This window comes from Lysinibacillus sp. NPDC093190, assembly GCF_050280425.1.
GTDB lineage: Bacteria > Bacillota > Bacilli > Bacillales_A > Planococcaceae > Lysinibacillus.
In genome coordinates, this window is the sequence record NZ_JBNNVG010000018.1 from 84,202 (window position 1) to 106,382 (window position 22,181).

At 36.5% G+C, this 22,181-nt stretch carries 21 protein-coding genes and 1 pseudogene; 14 read left to right on the forward strand and 8 right to left on the reverse strand.

Going from position 1 to position 22,181, the window contains the following annotated elements; all coding sequences use genetic code 11:
- Nucleotides 1-109: 109 nt before the first annotated feature.
- Nucleotides 110-697 (forward strand): peptidylprolyl isomerase, encoded by a 588-nt coding sequence (locus ACQKOF_RS15140; protein ID WP_370078011.1) that lies wholly within the window; start codon nt 110-112, stop codon nt 695-697.
- Between the two features lie 22 nt (nt 698-719).
- Complete coding sequence (locus ACQKOF_RS15145; protein ID WP_053484185.1) at nt 720-932, forward strand: hypothetical protein; 213 nt, start codon at nt 720-722, stop codon at nt 930-932.
- A gap of 227 nt (nt 933-1,159) precedes the next feature.
- Here the strand turns inward: ACQKOF_RS15145 and ACQKOF_RS15150 are convergent, their stop codons facing one another.
- Both ACQKOF_RS15150 and ACQKOF_RS15155 read right to left on the reverse strand, forming a co-directional pair.
- The gene (locus ACQKOF_RS15150) at nt 1,160-1,915 is read right to left on the reverse strand and encodes an SDR family NAD(P)-dependent oxidoreductase (RefSeq protein WP_427558543.1); all 756 of its coding nucleotides are present in this window, start codon (nt 1,913-1,915) and stop codon (nt 1,160-1,162) included.
- Between the two features lie 54 nt (nt 1,916-1,969).
- Nucleotides 1,970-2,755, reverse strand: coding sequence for a MerR family transcriptional regulator (locus ACQKOF_RS15155; protein ID WP_427558546.1), 786 nt, complete (start codon nt 2,753-2,755; stop codon nt 1,970-1,972).
- Between the two features lie 74 nt (nt 2,756-2,829).
- On the opposite strand from ACQKOF_RS15155, the pseudogene ACQKOF_RS15160 reads away from it, so the two are divergent.
- A pseudogene (locus tag ACQKOF_RS15160) lies at nt 2,830-3,077 on the forward strand (IS3 family transposase); the annotation flags it as partial.
- A 72-nt stretch (nt 3,078-3,149) separates the two neighbouring features.
- Here the strand turns inward: ACQKOF_RS15160 and ACQKOF_RS15165 are convergent.
- On the reverse strand, nt 3,150-4,322 hold the full coding sequence (locus ACQKOF_RS15165) for a MalY/PatB family protein (protein ID WP_427558548.1): 1,173 nt from the start codon (nt 4,320-4,322) through the stop codon (nt 3,150-3,152).
- A 72-nt stretch (nt 4,323-4,394) separates the two neighbouring features.
- Here ACQKOF_RS15165 and ACQKOF_RS15170 point away from each other — a divergent pair, with 72 nt between their 5' ends.
- Entirely contained in the window at nt 4,395-4,655 is a 261-nt protein-coding gene (locus tag ACQKOF_RS15170; RefSeq protein ID WP_082337499.1) for a DUF1871 family protein, read from the forward strand.
- Nucleotides 4,656-4,917: 262 nt separating this feature from the next.
- Here ACQKOF_RS15170 and ACQKOF_RS15175 read toward each other — a convergent pair whose 3' ends face one another.
- Nucleotides 4,918-6,252: a sodium-dependent transporter gene (locus ACQKOF_RS15175; RefSeq protein WP_427558553.1), complete on the reverse strand. Its 1,335-nt coding sequence runs from the start codon at nt 6,250-6,252 to the stop codon at nt 4,918-4,920.
- Nucleotides 6,253-6,482: 230 nt separating this feature from the next.
- Between ACQKOF_RS15175 and ACQKOF_RS15180 the strand changes: the two genes are divergently transcribed.
- The 3 genes from ACQKOF_RS15180 to yugI all read left to right on the forward strand — a co-directional run bounded on the left by ACQKOF_RS15180 (nt 6,483) and on the right by yugI (nt 9,148).
- Nucleotides 6,483-7,031, forward strand: coding sequence for an RNA polymerase sigma factor (locus ACQKOF_RS15180; RefSeq protein WP_427558556.1), 549 nt, complete (start codon nt 6,483-6,485; stop codon nt 7,029-7,031).
- Nucleotides 7,024-8,685 carry a hypothetical protein gene (locus ACQKOF_RS15185; RefSeq protein WP_427558559.1) on the forward strand — a complete coding sequence of 554 codons (1,662 nt, stop codon included), beginning with the start codon at nt 7,024-7,026 and terminating at the stop codon, nt 8,683-8,685. The genes ACQKOF_RS15180 and ACQKOF_RS15185 overlap by 8 nt, the downstream gene beginning before the upstream one ends.
- Before the next feature lie 85 nt (nt 8,686-8,770).
- Complete coding sequence (yugI, locus tag ACQKOF_RS15190; protein WP_427558562.1) at nt 8,771-9,148, forward strand: S1 domain-containing post-transcriptional regulator GSP13; 378 nt, start codon at nt 8,771-8,773, stop codon at nt 9,146-9,148.
- Nucleotides 9,149-9,387: 239 nt separating this feature from the next.
- Here the strand turns inward: yugI and ACQKOF_RS15195 are convergent, their stop codons facing one another.
- On the reverse strand, nt 9,388-10,695 hold the full coding sequence (locus tag ACQKOF_RS15195; RefSeq protein WP_427558565.1) for a sigma 54-interacting transcriptional regulator: 1,308 nt from the start codon (nt 10,693-10,695) through the stop codon (nt 9,388-9,390).
- 145 nt (nt 10,696-10,840) lie between these two features.
- Between ACQKOF_RS15195 and pruA the strand changes: the two genes are divergently transcribed.
- The 3 genes from pruA (at nt 10,841) to ACQKOF_RS15210 (ending at nt 15,172) form a co-directional block, all read left to right on the forward strand.
- Nucleotides 10,841-12,385: an L-glutamate gamma-semialdehyde dehydrogenase gene (pruA, locus tag ACQKOF_RS15200; protein WP_427558568.1), complete on the forward strand. Its 1,545-nt coding sequence runs from the start codon at nt 10,841-10,843 to the stop codon at nt 12,383-12,385.
- A gap of 265 nt (nt 12,386-12,650) precedes the next feature.
- Complete coding sequence (locus ACQKOF_RS15205) at nt 12,651-13,844, forward strand: ornithine--oxo-acid transaminase (RefSeq protein ID WP_427558571.1); 1,194 nt, start codon at nt 12,651-12,653, stop codon at nt 13,842-13,844.
- Nucleotides 13,845-13,927: 83 nt separating this feature from the next.
- Complete coding sequence (locus ACQKOF_RS15210) at nt 13,928-15,172, forward strand: Glu/Leu/Phe/Val family dehydrogenase (protein WP_427558573.1); 1,245 nt, start codon at nt 13,928-13,930, stop codon at nt 15,170-15,172.
- Nucleotides 15,173-15,427: 255 nt separating this feature from the next.
- On the opposite strand, the gene ACQKOF_RS15215 is transcribed toward ACQKOF_RS15210, so the two are convergent.
- Complete coding sequence (locus tag ACQKOF_RS15215) at nt 15,428-15,610, reverse strand: hypothetical protein (RefSeq protein WP_427558576.1); 183 nt, start codon at nt 15,608-15,610, stop codon at nt 15,428-15,430.
- A 166-nt stretch (nt 15,611-15,776) separates the two neighbouring features.
- Here ACQKOF_RS15215 and ACQKOF_RS15220 point away from each other — a divergent pair, with 166 nt between their 5' ends.
- From ACQKOF_RS15220 to ACQKOF_RS15230, 3 genes are all read left to right on the forward strand, one after another.
- On the forward strand, nt 15,777-16,451 hold the full coding sequence (locus ACQKOF_RS15220; protein ID WP_427558578.1) for a BTAD domain-containing putative transcriptional regulator: 675 nt from the start codon (nt 15,777-15,779) through the stop codon (nt 16,449-16,451).
- Nucleotides 16,452-16,517: 66 nt separating this feature from the next.
- Entirely contained in the window at nt 16,518-17,681 is a 1,164-nt protein-coding gene (locus ACQKOF_RS15225) for an iron-containing alcohol dehydrogenase (protein WP_427558581.1), read from the forward strand.
- Between the two features lie 294 nt (nt 17,682-17,975).
- Complete coding sequence (locus ACQKOF_RS15230) at nt 17,976-18,713, forward strand: hypothetical protein (RefSeq protein WP_427558584.1); 738 nt, start codon at nt 17,976-17,978, stop codon at nt 18,711-18,713.
- Nucleotides 18,714-18,786: 73 nt separating this feature from the next.
- Here the strand turns inward: ACQKOF_RS15230 and ACQKOF_RS15235 are convergent, their stop codons facing one another.
- Together ACQKOF_RS15235 and ACQKOF_RS15240 are read right to left on the reverse strand one after the other, a co-directional pair.
- Nucleotides 18,787-19,779, reverse strand: a complete 993-nt coding sequence (locus ACQKOF_RS15235) for a cation diffusion facilitator family transporter (protein WP_427558587.1) — start codon at nt 19,777-19,779, stop codon at nt 18,787-18,789.
- A 15-nt stretch (nt 19,780-19,794) separates the two neighbouring features.
- Nucleotides 19,795-20,511, reverse strand: a complete 717-nt coding sequence (locus ACQKOF_RS15240; RefSeq protein ID WP_427558590.1) for an MgtC/SapB family protein — start codon at nt 20,509-20,511, stop codon at nt 19,795-19,797.
- A 495-nt stretch (nt 20,512-21,006) separates the two neighbouring features.
- Between ACQKOF_RS15240 and ACQKOF_RS15245 the strand changes: the two genes are divergently transcribed.
- Nucleotides 21,007-21,912: a DMT family transporter gene (locus tag ACQKOF_RS15245; protein ID WP_427558593.1), complete on the forward strand. Its 906-nt coding sequence runs from the start codon at nt 21,007-21,009 to the stop codon at nt 21,910-21,912.
- Nucleotides 21,913-22,181: the final 269 nt, after the last annotated feature.

Here is a 22,181-nt window from a genome sequence, read left to right on the forward strand (position 1 = left end):
TTTGGTGAAGAAAACCAGTAAGAAGTATGTTAGACTAAAATAAGGTCAGAAATGATATTATTATCATTTTCATTAAAACTGAAATTTTACATTTAAAGGAGAGACTTCAATGTTTCCACAATTAACAACAGAAGTACTAGAAGGCGAAGTACTTGTAGAAATGAAAACAACATTAGGTGCCATCAAAATTAAATTATTCCCAGAGCACGCACCAAAAACTGTTGAAAACTTCTTAGGCCATGCAAAATCAGGATACTATGACGGCATCATTTTCCACCGTGTCATCCAAGACTTTATGATTCAAGGTGGTGACCCAACTGGTACGGGTATGGGCGGTGAATCAATTTGGGGTAACTCTTTCGAGGATGAGTTCTCTGAAAACGTATTTAATCTTCGCGGTGCCCTTTCAATGGCAAATGCGGGTCCAAATACAAATGGTTCACAATTCTTTATCGTACAAATGAAGCACCTTCCAAGTGATATGCTTCGCCAATTACAAGGTGCTGGCTTCCCAGAAGAAATTATTGAAGCATATGCTCAAAATGGTGGTACTCCTTGGTTAGATCATAAACATACAGTATTTGGTCATGTTGTTGAAGGAATGGACATTGTAGACAAAATTGCAGACGTAGAAAAAGACATGCGTGATAAACCAGTAGAAGATGTGAAAATCGAGTCAATTACAGTTTTTGAATAATAATTGTAAGGACGTGTAAAACATGAAACATTTAATGTATCAATTTTTATATTTCCCTGAAGATAAATCAGGCTATATTCCTGCAGCTTTTGAATTTTTAATCATGCTTATTTTATGTATTGTTGTCTTTACTGTTTTCCGTAAGATTTCTAAGAAACAAGAAATGAAATCAAAGGAAATCGAAGCACGTATTCTTTCAGAGAAAAATAATACAAACAATCAGCAAAATATTTAAAAAACACGCTTTTCGTGGAAAGCCAGATGCCTCGCAGCCGTTAAGGACTGCGGGGTATCATATTTTCTCATGAACTCATGCAAAACACTGTAGCTTTGTAATAAAGTTTGACTAAATAACGATATTAACCTGGTTATGAGAACCAATTTTAAGAGCATGTTTTTAATATAAAATTAATGATTCTAATCTCTAAATGAATCAGGTCTCTAGTTAAACCAGTTACCTAACTACAGATGACTTCCACCAGTTACATCCATATTATGCCCAGTAATAAAACTCGCTTTTTCACTTGCTAGAAATGAAACAACATTTGCAATTTCTTCGGGTTGACCTTCTCTTTTTAAAGCACTCATATTCTTTGCATTTTCCTGACCTTCTTCAGTATGCAGCCAGTTAGCAGTTGAATCCGTATCAATGATTCCAGGCATTATGGAATTAATCGTAATTCCTTTTTCACCCAATTCCTTTGCTAGTGTAAACGTCATTGTATTAATTGCGCCTTTTGTCATACTGTATACCATCATATGTGGAAACGCGATACGTGTAACACCCGATGATAGATTTATTATCCTACCATTGGATTCGATAAATCCGATTAAAGATTGTGTGATAAAATATGGTGCTTTAACATTTGCATTAAATAGTCGATCGAACTCATCATAGTCCACATCTCCAAATCCATTTGATGTAGCATGTCCGGCATTGTGAACAATTGTATGCAATGATACATTAGTATCTTGGATTATCAAATTTTTGATTTTCTCGATAAATTCTTTAATCCCTTCACTGGAATTGAAATCACCTTGAATTAAATGTGCTTGTCTGCCAATTGATTCAATTTCTGCTTTGACTTGATTAACTTTTTCAGCATTTTGATTATAATGTAATATTAAATTGAATCCATCATTTGCAAGTTGGATTGCGATTGCCTTTCCTATACCTCTAGAAGCTCCTGTTACCAATGCGTAATCATTTTTTTTCATGTATTATACCTCCCTTTAAAGAGTAAGGGTTAACCTAAGGGGAAGGTCAATTACTTAATACTTAGACGGAAAAATAAATTCCGAAAGGCGTTTGGAGGAATATAGATAATCATCCGGGTTCAATATACGTTCATAAATATATGGTTCGGATAATTCTATTTCGTTATTTTTCATGATCTCATTTATTTTTAATACTGATTCTTCTTGATAAGGATCAATTTCATAGAAAAACTTTTGCGTTTGAAAACCAAAATAACTTGTGATTCCCAATTGATTCAATTCGTGATTTTCCAATTGTAAAGCGATACGAATAGGGCGAATTTTATTATCTATCAGTTTATATTTGATGATTTTTTCAATCTTTTTAATATTAAGTCCGCTAACTAATTCCTCGATGTTATTCAGCGCTACACATATATTGTCGTTTGGTAATAATTCATATTCATATACAAACAATGATTCTAAATACTCTTTTTGGACTTCATTATTTAAAATCATAATTGCTGGATTCAGGTCTTTTAATTTATTTATTCTTTGATTTGCATCTTTTATCTTATTCATTTCCAATTGAAGCTTTTCTTCTATCAAATTATTTATTTCATAATCTGATAACTTTCTATGGATGATTTTACTGATTTCATTTAAGCCAAATCCTGCTTGTTTTAATAAATTAATTCGTTTAGCAGTTAGTAACTGATTCTTGTCATAATATCGATAATCATTATTTGGATGAATAAACGCAGGGTTCAAAATATTATGTTCATCATACAGATACAAAGCTTTTCGTGATAAGCCCGTCAAGTTGCTAAAATCCTTTATCAGAAGCAAATTATTATTCACTAATGAATCACCTACTATCTATCTTATTTGGATTTATAATATCTATTATAGAATTTAAGTTCAATCTATGTGGATTCCAAGACTTAGTGAAGAAAATTGGCTTAGGACAGTCCATGTCACGTCGAGGAAACTGTTGGGAGCGCCACAAGAATCATTCTTTGGGCATTTTAAAGATGAAACAACTATTAGAGCATGTGAAACGTTAGAAGAAGTAAAGAAAGAAATTAAGAATTATATGATTTATTACAATCATTATCGAGGGCAATGGAATTTAAAAAAGCTACCGTCTGCAAAATACAGACAGCAGCTTCAAAAAGTTGCCTACCCTTTATATAAATGTCCTTTACAAAGGGTACATTTCAAAAAACTTAAGATATCCTTCACTATTTACTTCCTATTGCTGAAGTGCTTGCTTAAAGCGCTGAACACCATCTTTTACTGTGTCAAATGAGCAAGCGACGTTCATACGTAGGAAGCCGTGACCCTCTTCGCCATATTTTGATCCTGGCTCTAATGCAAGTTTGCCATTTTCCAGCAAGCGTTTCATGATTTCTTGTTCATCAAGTCCTAATTCTCGATAATCAATCCAAAGTAAATAAGTGCCCTGAGGTTTTTTAATATGGATACCAGGTAATTGACCTAATTCAGCAATCACATAGTCCATATTATTTGAAATGTAAGTAAGCATGTCATTTAACCATGGGGAACCCTCAGTATAAGCAGCCTGAAGTGCAACTGAAGCAAAGGTATTTAATGAGCCTTGCCCACTAGCCATATGAACCGCTTCTAGTAGCATACGCTTTTTCTTATCCGTCACAATCATATAAGCAACTTGAATACCAGCTAGATTAAATGTTTTTGTCGGTGCCATGCATGTAATAATACGATCAATTTCGTCACCAGCGATTTTTGCTAATGGTGTATGTTTTGAGCCATCTAACATTAAATCTGAATGAATTTCATCGGAAATAATCACTACATCATATTTTGCACATAGTCGTACGATTTCCTTTAATGTAGCTTCATCCCATACATAGCCTCCTGGATTATGAGGATTACACAATATGTAGGCTTTCACGTTTTGAGCAAGTGCTTGTTCAAAGGCTTCAAAGTCATAGACAAATGCCCCATCTTTTTCTACTAGAGGACAATTAACAATCTCTCGACCATTACTTTTCGGGATGTTATAGAATGGAGGGTAGACAGGTGAGGAAATAAGTACTTTATCTCCTGGATTTGTCAGTGCTTTGATACTATCCGCTAAAGCAGCAACAACACCGTTACAGAAAACAATTGATTCTTTGTCAATGTGCCAATCATGATGAGCATTTTGCCAGTCTACGATCGCCTGCACGGCTTCATCGCTAACAAAGCTATAGCCGAAAACAGTCTTTTCAGCATGCTCTTGTAGCGCTTTTGATACTGCTATTGGAGCAGTAAAATCCATATCAGCTACCCACATTGGAAGTATGTCTGAAGCATCTTGTAGCCCATAGACGTTTTCCATTGCGTCCCATTTTACCGAGTTTGTACAACAACGTTTAATAGTTTGATCGAAAATAGACAAGCAAATCACTCTTTTCTTTTTTATTTACTATGGTATCATACGAGTATGATAAAAGGATAATAGGTGAGTATTTTGGAAAATATAAAAATGAATCAAGCGGCCGTACACCTGCTAGAGGAGTGGGATCCATTCCATTTAGGTCCAGATCATTATGATACTGAAACTGCAGATGTTGTAGCAGCATTGCAAGGTATTGATGATCCATCTACTCTTGCAAAGGTTATTCAAGAAACATATGAGCATTCGTTTGAAGAATGGATACCATATGAAGATTGTGTAGCCATTTCTTACAAACTTATCGCGATAAAATTTGAAGCAAAATGCATTATTTAACTTCTTTTAGCGGGTGTCCAAACATCCTTTAAAATAGAGGAACTCAGTCTAAGAACGCCACGTCCTGTGGTAACGACTAAGTGACCAACATCATGTTGTTGCCGCTACGCTTTCGCGCAAAAAACATCTGCCGCTGACGCTACGCTTTCGCACAAAAAACATCTGTTGGCCTAAGCACAAAGCCGAATCCGGACTAAATAATGCTTTTGCTTTTCTATAGAAAACGAGGTTGTCATTCAATTTTGAGGCAACATCGTTTTTTTTATTTAAACAACGGTAAAATTCCCTGAATGAAAATAATTAATATCGCTATCGGAGAAACATAACGAATTAAAATGTACCAAATATTGAACATCAGACTAGATGTTGCAAGCTCCTTACGAGAAATGTCCTTTGTATAATAATAGCCTGCAAAGATAGAAATCATTAAGGCACCAATTGGCATACCAATACTATTGGTCAAAAAGTCTACAAAGTTGAAAATAGAGAGATCTAAAATTTTCACATCAGATAAGATGCCGAATGATAGTGCACTTGGAATACCAACGATAAAAATAATAATACCGCCAATCCAAGCGATTTTTTTACGCTTTTCAGGCTTATCTCCAATTGCGATAGCCACGACAATTTCTAACATGGAAATGGAAGAAGTAACTGTTGCAAATAGTAAGAGTACAAAGAAAATCGTTAAGAACAGTCCACCAAGAGGTAATTGTTCAAAAACAGCAGGTAAAATAATAAATACAAGGCCAGGACCTTGATCTGGTGTATAGCCAAGTGCGAACACTGCTGGGAAAATTACTAGACCTGCAAGTAAAGAAATAATGATATTCATCGATGCAACATTGATGGCTGAATTGCCGATCTTTTCTGATTTCGATAAATAGGAAGCATATGTGATCATTACCGCGATCCCAACACTTAACGAGAAGAAAGCTTGTCCAAGCGCCTTTAAAAATGTTTCAGCATTTAAATAGGACCAATCAGGGACGAACATAAATTTGATGCCTTCCATTGCACCGTCCAATGTTAAAGAACGTATAACTAATACGATGAAAAAGATGAATAACAGTGGCATCATCCATGTACTAGCTTTTTCAATACCGCCTTTAATACCTGCTGATACAATTACTACAGTTAACAACATAAATAACCCTTGTACAAGCACTGCTTCAAATGGGCTTGAAATGATGTTACTGAATAAATCAGCATAATTACCATTTGAACTATTGAGATGGAATGTTATGGAGCGGCCCAAATAGCTTAGAATCCAGCCACCAACAACACTGTAGAATGAAAGTATTAGACCGGCAATAATCATGCCACCCCATCCTATGAAGTACCATGGTTTTCCAGGTGCTTGTTCCTTGAACGACGTGACAGCATCCTTTTGCCCACGACGACCAATCATAAATTCTGCAATTAACACCGGCAAACCGATGAAAAATGTACATAGGATGAATAGAAAAATAAAGACACTTCCGCCGTTAGTACCCGCCATGTAAGGAAACTTCCAAATAGCTCCTAACCCTATAGAACTTCCAGCGGCAGCTAAAATAAACCCAATTTTAGATGTAAATTGATCTCTCGAAGACACGAAAATAAATCCTCCTTATACTAAAGTTTCATTTTACCGCAATATTCTAGTTACACAAGCAAATTTCAGAAAATGATCTATAGATATTCTAAAATAATTTTGTTTGTACAGCGGAGATAATTTTAGCGACGTAATTAGTGTTTGGAGCTATTGTTAAAAAAGTAAAATCCATTTAAATATGTAACAATTAGGAGAAATGATTCGTTACATGTGCAAAAGGGGGGATGACTGTGACAGAAACTGAATTAATAGAACGGGCTCAGCAAGGGGACAAAGACGCCTATATAGAGCTGATTCGAATACATCAACGAACGGTTGAAAAATTTGCCTTTCAATGCGGCGTACATAGTAATGATTTAGCAGATGTTTCACAGGAGGTATTTGTGAAGCTCTATCGTTTTTTACATCAATTTAAGCAGGATCGTTTTACGACATGGCTCTATAAAATCACATTGAATGCATCGCGTGATTATTATCGCAAAGAGCAACGAGAGCAGGCAAAAGAAGAAAGGCTAAGTGCTCAGCAACAAATGCCCTCATCTTCAGCAGAAAAGCATGTCCTTAATTTTGAGGAGGATAGGCTATTACATAATGCCATTAAAGAACTGGATGAAAAATATCGTTATCCTCTTATATTATTTTATTTCCATGAATTAAAGTATGAGGAGATAGCCGAGGTACTAAATATTTCGTTATCAACTGTCAAAGTTCGTATATTACGTGCAAAGGAAAAGCTCAAAGCGGTGTTATTGCAGGAGGGGAGTGTTGAAAATGGATGATAAACAATTTGAAAAACGAATGGAGCTTCTAAAAAGATCCTATGATCGCATGGAACCACAGTTAGATCCAGAAGCCGTTTTCGCACAAATCGAGGCAGAAAATGCAACACAGCAAGCGCAAGAAACAGTAACAACTCAAAAGCCCCCTTCAAAATGGCAAAAGCCAGCTGTCTGGATAGCAAGCATTGCAAGTGTACTTTTATTAAGTGTTCTTGTTTCGTCGTATGTCATTGATCCATCGACATTTGTTCAAACAGCGGAACAAGAACAGGAACAAGAACAAGAAAAAAAATATGACGAATGGGTTTCAAACTTTACAAAAAAATATCAAGAAAAACGTGAGCAGATGCGTAAAGAGCTCGACATACCAGAGAAAGAGTTTAGTGAAATATCAAAAGTTCTAATTGCAGATACTGAAATTTATTCTTTACCTAAAAGAAAAGAGATGTTTATAGAAATACAGAACACCAATAATAATGACTTTTTAAAAAGTTTAGAAAAAGATGCATTGGATGATCTACAAACGCCACGAGAGCGAATACAGAGTATCGAAACTTACGAAAATCCTATGTCGTTTGAAGAATCTTATTACTTTTATAGTATATATTCTAACTCAGTAGAAGATATTGCAGGCTATTATTCCGATAAACTTGCTCCGTATGAAAAAGTTTTATCACAAAAACCAAAAAGTCTCCCTGCAGACCTAAATAAATTAATTGCTACGGCTAAAAAGCAATATCTGGAATTGCAATATAATGGACAAAGTTATAGTTTTCGACCTAATCCTGTATTCGGAAAAGACGCACCCGAATATTTGGACCGCCTTCACCCAAACGTATTAGGTTATTTTAAATACTTGGCTACAGGCTCTTTGCTTGTTGGCGGAGATTTACTTTATTCTATAGAGGATTCTGCCACTATTCTGCGTCTCTATGAAAAAACACTTGTAGCAGATCAATCTACTGAGCAGGTTAATTTTAACGTATTAAAGGGAGAGTTTGAAAATACGTGGCTTGCCATTTTTAAAGGAACTGACAACAATCCAATTCGCACAAAAACTGGTCAATTTAAGCCTGAATACATGGATTTATTAACAATCATTGCGAATGGCGAATATGGTGAGGCAATGCGCAAAACAGCTCAATTAATACTAGATGAAATAAAGTTGACTGGGCAATCCAAAACTCTAGAACAATTAACACCATACGATATATGGATGGAGATTTTATATGCGCGAGAAGACACATATATGCAGACGGAGGATGGGACAACAAGTATAGCAATTAATCCTGATTGGATTGAGCAAACTAAATCTCTTTATAATTCGTATGTTGAGACGAGAGACGAGACAATTATTGACACATTAAATCCAATAAATATCGTTAGTTTATTTTTATATGCTCATGGGGTTGGCGATCGAGAAGTAGCTCAAAGACTATTAACTGATGATTTGGATATAGATAAAGTTGTTCAGTTTGATGGGATGGGGAATTTTAAATCTCTTCATGAAATAGAGGGTTACTCACTTCATATTGGAGCCACTGTAAAAAGTGCGGCACATGGAGTAATTGGACAGCAATTATCCTTTAAATTAACCTCTGTAGTAACTAAAAATGGTGAACAGCATTACCTAATTAGTGCTATTAACGAATAAGGAGATTTTTTGCCCCACTAATACACGTATGTTATAATTTGTGGTGATATATACGTAGCAAACAAAAAGAAAGTGGGCAAAGGTTATGGGACAAAAATATGAATTAGGGGACGTGTTGAGCGGAAAAGTTACAGGTATACAGCCGTATGGTGCATTTGTTGCGCTTGATGAAGATACACAAGGCCTTGTGCATATTTCCGAAATTACGTACGGCTTTGTAAAGGACGTTAGTGAATTTTTGTCAGTTGGGCAAGAGGTAGAAGTGAAGATACTAGAAATCGATGAAGATGCCGAGAAAATTAGTTTATCGATTCGAGCTTTGCAAGAGCGCCCAGCCACATTGCGTAAAAAAGATGCACTACCACGAAAATCATTGCAGGACCGTGTAGATGAATCGGATGCGAATGGTTTTAATTCCCTAAAAGATAAATTACAGGACTGGATCGAGCAGTCAGGTCAATAAAGTGAAACTTTAATCAATGATCTCCACTGATTATTAGTTTTCACCGATTGGGCGTTTACTGGCAGTTATTTTGCTTCTTTACTTTTGCTGAATATTGAGGTGGGAGTCTTGTACCTGACGCTTCGTTTTCGGTACAGATAAATTACTGAAATTACTGCCAGTTAATGCGGGATAAAAAACGAGGATACTTTCTAATATGAAAGGTATCCTCGTTTTTTTGTATTCATTTATAGATAAAGTCATTGATTTTTTATTTTTCGAATTCGATATTGTAGATTTTGACGACTCATACCAAGTGCATTAGCGGTCTTTGTAATATTGCCTTCATATAAATTTAATACGTTTTGCACATAATATGATTCGGCTTCACGTAAATAAGCATCGAGCGGCATAACATCATTTTGTTGCTGGAACATAAAGAATTCCGGCTCATGATTGGTTGTGTCTTGCTGTTGTACCTTGAAGCGGAAATGCGTTGGAAGGAAATCTGAGGTAACTGTTGATTCAGTGGTCATAAACGACACAATTTCATCTAGTAATAGCTCAAGCTCCTTTAAATTTCCAGGCCAATCATACTGCAAAAATAAAACCTGTACATCAGGTGCTAGTTCAGCAACATTTGAAGCAAATCTTTCTCGATGGCGGCTAAAGTAATCATCTACAAATGGAAGAATATCTTCTTTTCGATCTGTTAGATTTGGGATAGTAATGGCCATTGTTGCAAAGAAATAATACAGTGATTTTGAAAGTTTCTTTTCAGCAATTAATGTAATGGGATCGCTTCCTACACTCCCTATGAGCATGTATTTAGACTGAGGAAGAGATTGTAATACTTCTAATAGTTGTTCTTGGATATCTAGGCTTAAAAAATCAATGCGTTCAAAGAAAAAAGTGTATGCTTTGTCATCCTGTAAAAGCTCCTGTAATTTGTCTAAAACAGATTGAGCAGAACGACGACTCACTAGAGTTACAAATGCTTCAGGATCAGTCGATGCTGCATGGTGCATACCCTCTGCGACTAAATCCTTGCCTGTACCCGATTCACCAATTAGTAATACTGGTAATTTCACAGCTGCTGCTTTTTTGGCATTTGCGATAACTTGTCGCATCGATTCGGAAACAGCTGTAATCATATCGAATGTTAAAGGTTCACCATATCGACGAAGGGGCTGATAAACTAGCTTTTCGAGTGATGTAATGTCACGTGCAAATTCAATCGCTCCAATTAGTTTATTTTCAACATAAAGTGGGAAAGTATCATTAATAGTTGTAATTTCATGACCATTTTTATTCCAATAAGTTTGTTTTACATTAATTTCTTTTTTGCCTGTTTGTAATACACGCATTAAAGTACTTTCATGCTGGCGAAAGGAAAACATTTCAATAACAGAACGATCTGCTAATTCATCAAAATGAAATCCTTCAATTTCTTTCATCTTGGTATTATAAATAATTGTTTTACCAGAAAGGTCTACAGCATGAATACCAACAGTTACATTTGTTGCAATAAACTCATAAAAAGGGAGTAAGGGTTCAAAAATTTTCATAAAATGTGCACCTCAAAAATTTTTTACTTGAAATATGCAACGAAATTTTGCATTATAATAAGTGTAAGAATATTCTAAACGCAAAGATATTTTGCGTCAATGTTTTTTGCACACTTAAAACACATCTCACGAGGGAGGATAAAGTATGATTTCATACAAACACGAACCATTCACAGATTTTACTCAAGAGGCAAATTACAACGCATATTTAGAAGCATTAAATAAAGTAGAAGGTTATTTAGGTCAAGACTATCCACTTATTATCGGTGGTGAACGTATTACTACAGAAGATAAAATCGTTTCATATAATCCTGCAAAGAAAACAGAAGTAATTGGTCGCGTATCAAAAGCGAACAAAGAACTAGCTGAAAAAGCGATGCAAGCTGCAGACGAAACATTTAAAACTTGGAAAAAAGTAGATCCAGCTATTCGTGCAGACGTACTATTCAAAGCAGCGGCAATTATCCGTCGTCGTAAACACGAATTCTCTGCACTTTTAACAAAAGAAGCAGGTAAACCGTGGGCTGAAGCTGATGCAGATACTGCAGAAGCAATTGATTTTTTAGAATACTATGGTCGTCAAATGCTACGTATTAAAGAAGGTCAACCTGTAGAAAGCCGTCCTGGTGAATACAACCGTTATGACTATATTCCATTAGGTATTGGTATTGTTATTTCACCATGGAACTTCCCATTCGCAATTATGGCAGGGACAACGGTTGCTGCTTTAGTAACAGGTAACACTGTATTATTAAAACCAGCTTCAACAACACCTGTAGTTGCTTATAAATTTATCGAAGTACTAGAGCAAGCTGGTCTTCCAGCAGGTGCTGTGAACTTTGTACCAGGTTCTGGTGCAGAAGTAGGTGACTACTTAGTTGATCATCCAAAAACACGCTTCATCAGCTTCACTGGATCCCGTGATGTAGGCTTACGTATTAACCAACGTGCATCTGTATTAAATGACGGTCAAATTTGGATTAAACGTGTTATCGCTGAAATGGGCGGTAAAGATACAATCGTTGTTGATAAAGAAGCAGATCTAGAACTTGCAGCACAATCTATCGTAAAATCAGCATTTGGCTTCTCTGGTCAAAAATGTTCAGCATGTTCTCGTGCTATTATCGTTGAAGATGTCTATGACACAGTTGTTAATCGTGTAATTGAGCTTACTAACACGTTAACAGTTGGTGATCCATCAGACTTCAAAAACTTCATGGCGACAGTTATTGACCAAGCAGCATTCAATAAAGTGACAGAGTACATTGAAATTGGTAAAGGAGAAGGTCGCCTTGTTGCAGGTGGTACAGCTGATGATTCAGTTGGTTACTTCATCCAGCCAACAGTATTTGCAGACGTAGATCCTTCTGCACGAGTTATGAAAGAAGAAATTTTTGGCCCGGTTGTAGCCATTACAAAAGCTAAAGATTTCGATCAAGCAATTGATATTGCAAATGATACTGAATACGGTTTAACTGGTGCAGTTATTACAAATAATCGTATGAACTTAGAAAAAGCACGTGAAGATTTCCATGTAGGTAACTTATACTTCAACCGTGGCTGTACTGGTGCAATCGTAGGTTACCAACCATTCGGCGGCTTCAATATGTCAGGTACAGACTCAAAAGCAGGTGGCCCTGACTATCTACAACTTCACATGCAAGCAAAAACAACTTCTGAAATGCTGTAACTTCTTTAGGTTGACTGAAGAAGTTATGCTTCCGGACGCAATTTTGCTGAGGCATAAATTATAAGAGAATCTGCGAGGCTCCTCCTGGTAAAGTGAGTCCGGCAAGAACCGCAGGCGCTAATGTCGAGGCGGCTTACCTAGGAGTAGTGAGCAGATTCTTGCTTTTTATATTCAGAAAATGCTGAAATCATTCTATTGATTTTACTTATAGAGAAACATAGTCTTCCAAAGATTTTTCATCATGAAAGTAAGGAGAGAATACTATATGACAAAAACAGATCAAGTTATCGAACAAACTCAAAATTTTGGTGCTGCAAACTATCACCCGCTACCAATCGTTATTTCAGAGGCTGAAGGTGCTTGGGTAAAAGATCCAGAAGGTAACAAATACTTAGATATGCTATCAGCTTACTCTGCTGTGAATCAGGGACATCGTCATCCAAAAATTATCGCTGCGTTAAAAGAACAAGCTGATAAAGTAACATTAACTTCTCGTGCATTTTATAGCGAAAACCTTGGTGAATGGTATGAGTTAGTTGGGAAATTAACGAATAAACAAATGGTATTACCGATGAATACAGGTGCAGAAGCGGTAGAAACTGCATTTAAAGCAGCTCGTCGTTGGGCATATGATGTAAAAGGTGTAGAAGATGGAAAGGCTGAAATCATTGCATGTAATGGTAACTTCCATGGTCGTACAATGCTTGCAGTATCTTTATCATCTGACGAAGAATATCGTCGTGGCTTCGGTCCAATGTTACCGAATGTTAAGTTAGTAGATTACGGTAATCTGGAAGCATTAAAAGCTGCCATTACGCCTAACACAGCAGCGTTTTTAATTGAGCCAATCCAAGGTGAAGCTGGTATTGTCATTCCAACAGAAGGCTTCTTAAAAGCTGCTCGCGAGCTATGCCGTGAAAACAATGTTTTATTCATTGCAGATGAAATCCAAGCTGGTTTAGCACGTACAGGTAAAATGTTCGCATGTGATTGGGAAGAAGTAGAACCTGATATGTACATCTTAGGTAAAGCTTTAGGCGGCGGTGTATTCCCGATTTCTTGTGTAGCTGCAAATCGTGAAATCTTAGGTGTGTTCACTCCAGGATCACACGGTTCAACTTTCGGCGGTAATCCGTTAGCATGTGCAGTATCTATTGCTTCAATTAAAGTATTACTAGATGAAAAATTAGCAGAGCGTTCACACGAACTTGGTGAATACTTTAAAGGGAAATTAAAAGAAATTAATAACCCAGTTATTAAAGACGTTCGTGGTCGTGGTTTATTTATCGGAATGGAATTAACAGAGGCAGCACGTCCATACTGTGAAAAGCTTAAAGAATTAGGCTTATTATGTAAAGAAACACATGATACAGTCATTCGATTTGCGCCACCACTTGTAATTTCACAAGAAGATTTAGATTGGTCAATCGAACAAATTGAAAAAGTATTTAATCTTTAACAAAATGTTCACATTTTAATTCGGAAGTATGTTACAATGATGCCGATATACTATCATTAAAAAAAACAAAGAGGCGATTTAATATGTCTGAAAACTTAAATCTGTTCACATCAACTCAAGAAGTTATTCAAGAGGCTCTAAATAGACTTGGCTATGACGAAGCTATGTATGAATTATTAAAAGAACCGCTTCGCATGCTACAAGTACGCATTCCAGTGAAAATGGATGATGGTACAACAAAAGTATTTACTGGTTACCGTGCACAACATAATGATGCTGTAGGACCAACTAAAGGTGGGGTACGTTTCCATCCGGCTGTATCTGAGGAGGAAGTTAAAGCGCTTTCAATGTGGATGACATTGAAATGTGGTATCGTGGATCTACCTTATGGTGGTGGTAAAGGCGGTGTCATCTGTGACCCTCGTCAAATGTCTATGGATGAAATTGAACGTTTAAGCCGTGGATATGTACGTGCAGTTAGTCAAATCGTAGGACCAACAAAAGATATTCCTGCTCCAGACGTATTTACGAATGCACAAATTATGGCTTGGATGATGGATGAATACAGCCGTATGGACGAATTCAACTCACCAGGTTTCATCACAGGTAAGCCACTAGTGCTTGGTGGTTCTCAAGGTCGTGACCGTGCAACTGCACAAGGTGTAACAATCGTTATCCAAGAAGCAGCAAAAAAACGTGGCATTGATATTAAAGGTGCGCGCGTTGTTATTCAAGGCTTCGGTAACGCAGGTAGCTTCCTTGCGAAATTCATGCATGATTTAGGTGCAAAAGTAATCGGTATTTCAGATGCTTATGGTGCACTACATGATCCTGAAGGTTTAGATATCGACTACTTATTAGATCGTCGCGACAGCTTCGGTACGGTAACGACATTATTTGAAAACACAATTTCAAACAAAGAATTACTAGAACTTGATTGTGATATTCTAGTGCCAGCTGCTATCGAGAACCAAATTACTGCTGACAATGCAAACAACGTTAAAGCAAACATCGTAGTAGAAGCAGCAAACGGACCAACAACTGCTGAAGCAACTAGAATTTTAACTGACCGTGGTATTTTACTAGTACCAGACGTATTAGCATCTGCTGGTGGTGTAACAGTTTCTTACTTCGAATGGGTACAAAATAACCAAGGTTATTACTGGACAGAAGAAGAAGTTGAAGAACGTCTATACAAAAAAATGGTTGATGCATTTGAAAACGTTTATACAACAGCGACAACACGTAACATTAACATGCGTTTAGCAGCGTATATGGTAGGTGTTCGCCGCACTGCAGAAGCTTCACGCTTCCGTGGATGGGTTTAACTTCTTTCAGCTGAAAGAAGTTAAAGCCTCCGACAGATGTCACGGAAATCGGAAAGGAGATGTTAGCCTAAAAACATCGCATTCATGCGATAACGGCTAACTGACCTGCATCAGTGCCGCTGCCGCTACGTTAGCACTGCGCTTTCGCACAAAAAACATCTGCAGGCGCCTAAGCACAAAGCCGATTCCGGACGCAATTATGCCGAGGCATAATTGATTCAATAGATAAATACAAAACGAGTCATTCCTAAGTAATTAGGATGACTCGTTTTTTTCTTGTGGCGATTTGTATTTATTCGTTTGGATAAGATGCTCCAGCCGCTTTTCTAATATCACTTTTCTTTCTTTCCGCTCCTTTTGTATAAGCATATATTTCAATAACCCTAATCCACCGAAAATAACAACAAACCAAACAATTACAATATTTAACAAAAACATAAGCGAGATTCCTTTATTTTATGTACTGTCTCTACTATACAATGACTACCTAAACAAAATCTAAACATATGGATAGATTATGTGTGCAGGTAGATAGAACTGAAATGAAGGTGTAAAAGAAAGTGCTGGGAATTTAACACATTGGGCTGATCAATCTGTAGCACCAGTGAATTTTACACTTGATATTCCAACAGGACAAGAAGCGAGAACACCGAAGTATAACGTCAATGGTGTGAACTTTAACCCAAGTGTAAAATTTGATAACCCAAGTGGAGCAGCTCACTATAATCAATCTGTTAAATTAGTAGGAGATAAACAGATTACTTTCCAGTCTATTTACCAGTTAAGGAAGCACCTTAAAGAAAAAGGTATTCAAGATCCAATTCGATTGGTCAATAATCATTATCAATTAAATGTGGAAATTGCTAGTGATTATGATAAATTTATTTATTTGCTAGAGCAGAAAAGGCATGATGAAATATCCATCCAGCAGCTTTTAAATTACTATGAAGGTGATTTTTTAGCGGAGGAGGAGTACTCTTGGGCTATTCAAACCCAGCTGCGCTTAAAGCAAGGGATCTTACATGTACTCGAAATGTATATTACTACTACAATTTCTATTAATTCATTACTAAAATTAAACTGTTTACAAAAGATGCTAGAGCTAGATGAGTTTAACGAAAACTATATGTTTCTACTACTAGAATTTTTAATTGGGCAAAACAAAAAACAGGATTGTATAAAGTGTTATGAGAGGATACAAGAAAAATTATCGGAAATTGGTATTTCAGTACCAGAGAAAATTCTTAGTATTTATAATGCTTACATGATTCATGTTTAGGGATCTTTATTCTTTGCTTTCTCCAATATAAATATGAGAAAATCCAAGTAGAAAGGGGCGAATTGAATGGATTCATTTACATTTTATAATCCAGTGAAGTTACATTTTGGTGAAAATGCACTGGAAAAGCTATCAAATGAGTTAGCTCTGTATGGCAAAAAGGTGTTAGTTGTTTATGGTGGAGGTAGCATTAAGAAAAATGGTGTATACGATGCTGTCATCGAGAAGTTACAAGAAGCGGATAAAACAATATTTGAACTAAGCGGTGTTGAGCCAAACCCACGTGTAGAAACAGCAAGACTTGGTATTGATCTTTGTAAAAAAGAAGGAATGGATCTAGTACTAGCTGTTGGAGGCGGTTCCGTAATTGACTGTTCTAAGTTAATAGCCGCTGGTGCAAAATATGATGGCGATGCTTGGGATATTGTAAAGCGTAAAGTATTTGTGCAGGACGCTTTACCGCTTGGAACGGTATTAACGCTAGCTGCAACAGGCTCCGAAATGAACTCAGGCTCTGTTATTACAAATGCGGCTACTGAGGAAAAACTAAGCTGGGGTAGCCCTGCTGTATTCCCGGAATTTTCGATTTTAAATCCAGCGTATACAGTGACAGTACCAAAAAATCATTCAGTTTACGGTATGGTTGATATGATGTCGCATGTACTTGAACAATATTTCCATAATACGACGAATACACCGATTACAGATGAAATGTGTGAAGGAGTATTAAGAACGGTCATTGCAACAGCACCTAAATTAATAGAAGATTTAGAGAATATTCAGTTGCGTGAAACGATTTTATTAGCCGGAACAATTGGGTTAAATGGATTCTTATCAATTGGCTCTCGCGGTGATTGGGCGTCACATAATATTGAGCACGCTGTATCTGCAGTGTACGATATTCCACACGCAGGTGGTTTAGCAATATTACAACCACATTGGATGCGTCTAAGTGTACCCGTAAATCCAGAGCGTTTTGCAGGCATTGCAACACGCGTTTTCGGTGTTGACGCAACAGGGAAGTCTCCAGAAGAGGTTGCATACGAAGGGATTGATCGTTTATCGGCATTCTGGTCTTCACTGGGAGCTCCAAGTCGCCTAGCAGATTATGAAATTGACGATACAAAATTCCATCAAATTGTAGAGCATGCTATGCAAAATGGACCCTTTGGAAACTTCAACAAATTGCAGGAAGAAGATGTGCGAACTATTTTGCAAAACTCACTTTAACTTCTTTCAGCAAACATCCGCTGAAAGAAGTTAAAGCCTCCGGCGGATGTCACGGAATCGGAAAGGAGTTCTTTGTGCAAGCACAAAGAACTCCTTTCCGATTCCAGACGCAATTATGCCGAGGCATAATTGATAGATGGACATGAGGCTACGCGTTGTAGTCTCATGTTTTTTTGTTGTGCCAATAACTAGCCCTTTGTCGAATGTTCTCGTTAATTGTAGAATTGTTCAGATTTTGTTCAGCTATGTTTATTAAAATAAAGATAATAATAAACTAGGATGGAGAGGGAGCAAATGTTGAAACAAATGCTTGAAGATCGCGATGTCACATCGGGTTGCATAAAGACGTCATTTCAGCAGCATGTTTATAAAATGCAAAATTGTATAGAAGTATTGGGGATTGAAACGAAATCACTGCAAGTTGAGAATGACCAAATTGTCACTGGATATATCGTTGATCAAAGTATATTTTTAAAAAGCTTACAATGTGGCAAAACGAATATTGCCTTTACAGATGGTGTAAATAAAGCAACTGTACAAGTTTTTGTACGTCCTTCTGGGGAAATCGTAGTAGAAGCGAAACCTTATTTAGGGGATGCTGAAATAGTGCTAGTTTATTATCGAACAATACTAGCAGATACAGCTATTGCGATTGATTTAAAAGGTGCTTTAAAACATTATTTGGTGACTCATCAAATGATGAATAATGATGATTCAATTGCAGAGGTACATTACCAATCTATGCATCCTAAAGTATTGAAAGATTCTTATGCTGGTAATTTCATATTAGGTTGCTATCCAGATGGAAGAGAGATTACAAATGCAGAAGAATATGCATTAGCTAATCGATTGGCAACATTAAAATTCTCAAAAATCGTTATTCAACAGCAAGGTATAAAAAAGATGATCGTATTAAAAATGTTATTAACTTTTATGATAACAGATCATGTTTTTGTAAATAATGAAGAGATTCTAGATTGCTTAATAGAAGATACAATTAAACAAGAACCAAGCCATCTAATGCTGGTATAAAAAATAGCCAACTGCCTGAAATAAGGCAATTGGCTATTTATCTTATTTAGAAATAATATTTAGGATAATGATGTTATTGTTTGAATGTTGAGTTTTCCGGCCTTTCGCCAATATGCACCCAATCTAGTTTCCCATCATCCTCATCAAATAAAATTGCCACTTTGGATACGCCCTTTTGACTTAAAATGACCTCTGTTAAATGATCGCGTACATCATCTAGAAAAGCGAGTGAAAGGTTGGGATCAGCTTCGGCAACTAATTCCACATGTAAAAATTCACCTTCTTTAACGACCTCTAAGCGAACGATATCTTTAATGTTTGGGTCATCCATAACAAGATGTGCAATATGATTCAGCATTTCTTCATCTGTTTCACCAATAACTCCACGTGCATTATCAAGGAAAACTTTTGCTACTACATAGAACATCATACAGCCAATAACCATTGAAACAAGTCCTTCAATTCTTGTCCAGCCTGTAAAGTGTGCGATTAAAATTGCAGCGAAGGCCAAGACATTCCCTCCTGTAGCAACTAAGTCTTCCATAAATACTAATTTTGTTGCTGGTTTTGCACGATGCAAAAAGCCAAAAGCTTTAGGAATTGATGTTATTCCAGCTTTTTCTTGACCGGCTTCATGTAGTATTTCGACGGCAGCTTTTGCAAGAACTGATCCCTCTAAAACAAAACCGATAAATAATACGCCAAGTGCAATGAGCATACCTTTAGATTCTCCGGCAGGATGCATAAAATGATGCAAGCCTTCTTTTACCGTTTCATAAGAAAGGATAGCTACAATAATAACAGCAAAAAGGCAAACTAAATTTACAATTCGGCCAAAGCCTCCAGGAAATTGTTTTGTCGGTGCTTTTTTCGAAAGCGCTGAGCCGATATAAACGAATAATTGGTTTGCTGCATCCCCTAGAGAGTGCATCATTTCTGCAAACATGGCAATATTACCTGTAAAGAAGAAGGCAGCCCCTTTAATAATTCCTAAAAAGGCATTGACACCCGCTGCCAACAGGGAAGGTTTATTACCGTTCTTTAATAATTTCAATATTTCTGACACGAAAGAATCCTCCAACTAATTTAAAATTTCCATTTCGATTTTTTCTATATAGGGCAGTGCTCGTAACGAACGATAAAATGACAGTAAGTTATCAGAGACTATTAATGATAAGCGTAAATCTAATTCGTGAAAAACATGATCATGATTCGGAACATCTAGAATGCGTATGTTTTCGATAATGATATTGTTTTCCTTTAGGAATTGTAAAAAGGATTCACTATTTTCATCATTGTTAATCTGAACTTTCAATGATATTTCTCGCATACGAATTCTTTTTGGCCCTATTTTCATTAGAAAAGGCGATAAAACCTCAATTCCGAAGACGATGATAATAACAGCTAATGTAGCATCTATATAGAAGCCTGCACCAACAGCAATTCCTATCCCTGCAGCTCCCCAAATCATTGCTGCAGTTGTTAAACCTGAGATACTATCATTTCCCCGTCTTAAAATAACACCAGCTCCAAGAAACCCAATTCCACTAACAATTTGAGCAGCCAGGCGAAGGGGGTCCATTGTAATATTGATTCCTGACCTAGGGGGTGTTGAGTAGGCAGTTTCAATCGAAATAATAGTTAATAAACAGCTAAATGTAGCAATAACTAAGCTCGTTTTTAATCCTACAGGCTTCTTTTTTAATTCCCTTTCAATACCGATTACTAAACTTAATGTGGCTGCAATTACTAATTTTATGCCAACTTCATATGTAATCATATTTTCCAAGGTTTCCATACGCAACCCTCCACTGATATTTCGTATTGCTAAGAGATATGCAAGGTGTCATTATTATATGTACATTACTTTGTTGTATTGTACATCACGATAGTAATGAAGTATAAGTATTTTTAACTTCTTGAAAGCAATTGTTTTCTGTAGCAAAAGCGAAGCGTCAGCTACAAATGTTTTTGGTAGCGAAAGCGAAGTGTCAGCTACAAATGTTTTCTGTACCGAAAGCATTGCGACAAGTCCAGAAGTGTCTCATCTCTATAGGTCGTGAGATGAATGCGGGTATAAGTTAAAACCTCCGGCAGATGCCACAGAACTGGAAAGCAGTCCTTAAGGATGTTAGCCTAAAATCATCGCCTCCATGCGATAATGACTAACTGACCTGCATCATGTTGTTGCTGATCTGCCGCTGCGCGCAAAAAAGACCTGCAGGCCTGAGCGCAAAACCGAATCCAGACGTAATTATGCCGAGGCAAAATTGATTATTGGAGGTTAGATTTAATGGAGAAACCAAAAATTCATCCATACATTCCTATTTTTATTGGCGTAATTTCTGTATCCCTATCCGCCATATTTGTAAAATTAGCAAATGCAGAAGCAGGGGTTATTGCGTTTTACCGTATGTTCTTTTCAGTGTTAATAATGGCACCTCTGTTTTTTTGGAAGTACACTAACGAGATAAAGGAATTAAGAATACGTGATTGGCTATTTTCTTCTGTTGCAGGCATATTTTTAGCCTTCCATTTTATTTTGTGGTTTGAATCGCTCAATTACACTTCAGTAGCAAGTTCTACAGTATTGGTTACATTACAGCCATTGTTTGCATTTATAGGTACATATTTTTTCTTTAAAGAGAACATTACTCTAAAAACCATTTTTGCAGGAGTTATTGCTATTGTCGGTAGTATTTTAATTAGCTGGGGAGATTTTAAACTTAGCGGTACTGCATTTTATGGAGACATGCTTGCTCTTGTCGCGTGCGCACTCGTTACAGCTTACTTTTTATTTGGACAAGATGTACGGAAAAGATTATCTCTTGTGACATATACGATGATTGTTTATGCTGTTAGTACAATTACTTTATTGATCTATGTTCTTATTAAGGGGGAATCGTTCGGCCCTTATTCTACTATGGACTGGATATGGTTTATTTTATTAGCGATAGTTCCTAATTTATTTGGCCATACTCTATTTAATTGGTCTATTAAATACGTTAGTACAAATGTAGTCTCCATCGCGATATTATTTGAACCAATTGGCGCGGCCATTTTAGCTCTTCTAATTTTTAAAGAGTATTTAATAGCCACACAAATTATTGGTGGATTCATTGTTATAGTAGGAATTCTCTTGTTTGTAGTCGACGAGAAAAAGATTTTTAAGTTTTTTTCAAAAAAGCTTGATTTTTAAAATGCTATATTATATATTATTACTTGTCCTTAACAAGAAGGACGACTTGAAAAAAATGAAAAAAGTTATTGACTTCTTGTTGAATACGAGTTATGATAATAAAGTCGCTGAAAACAACAGCAACTAAATGAACTTTGAAAACTGAACAAGCAAAACGTAATCAATAAAGTTTTTAGTAGCTAACCTTGAGTTGGTGAACGAAACAAAATTTTGGACATCAAACATGATGCCAGCAAAACAATTTGAGCTAATCAAATTTCTTTTATGGA